At 69.4% G+C, this 833-nt stretch carries 2 pseudogenes; both read right to left on the bottom strand.

From position 1 onward, the window contains the following. A pseudogene (locus HMPREF0043_RS11245) lies at positions 1-372 on the bottom strand (transcriptional initiation protein Tat); the annotation flags it as partial. 255 nt (positions 373-627) lie between these two features. Next, positions 628-833: pseudogene (locus tag HMPREF0043_RS11570) on the bottom strand (hypothetical protein); the annotation flags it as partial.

The following is an 833-nucleotide window of genomic DNA, read 5'->3' as shown; positions in this document are numbered from 1 at the left end:
GTAGCCGCGCGGGGCGATCCCCTCCCAGAAGAGGTAGGGGTAGGAGCGTCCGGAGGCGTCGGTGAGCGTGCCGTCGGGGCCGGCCGTCACCCGCCAGACGTTGCCGGGACCGGCCTTGGGATACGTGTACGTCACCGAACCCGCATAGTCGAGATTCACACTCAACGACGTCCGCCCCTCCGAATACACATAGAGCACCGGCTTGTAGGCGACGGGCCCTCTGGAAGGCGTTTTCGTCGGCTCGTCGGTAGTGAACGGGGAGGGCGAGGTAGTGAACGGGGAGGGCGAGAAGCCGTCCCCTCCCCCCGAGCAGGCAGACAGGGAGAGGAGCGCCGCCGCCGCGAGAGCCGCCGCGCATCGTTTTGGTCTCACCGTGAACTCCTTCGTATCGCTTCGTCGCCGGATGCCTCGCTCCGACTATATTCCCGCTCTCTGGGGCGACGGAGGGCCGGCCGCGGGGACCTCGGCCCGAACTCCGCCCCTCCCAGCCGGCGGCGAGGCGCCGTGCCGGGGATTCCGCGGAACCGGGGGATCCCCGACACGCCGGTGGGTATGTTTCACCTTCCCCCGTTTCGGCGCGTTCGCGCCGGTTCGAGGCGTGCAGGCGACGATGCCTCCGCCGCGCGGCTACCGCTCGGATCCTCCCCATTCGACGGCGACCAGGCCCTTGCGCTCCGGCGGGGGCCCGAGCTTCTGCTCGGGGACGCTGACCGGGGCGTCCAGCTTCGAATAGACCATGTAGACCCGGATGAACGTGTCGGGAACCACCGGATTGCCGGCGCCGTCGGCGAAGATGTAGCGGGCGTCGGCCGAATACTGCTCCGTCGCGAAGG

The organism is Actinobaculum sp. oral taxon 183 str. F0552 (assembly GCF_000466165.1).
Classification (GTDB): domain Bacteria; phylum Actinomycetota; class Actinomycetes; order Actinomycetales; family Actinomycetaceae; genus Peptidiphaga.
This window is presented reverse-complemented; position numbering and strand designations above follow the sequence as displayed.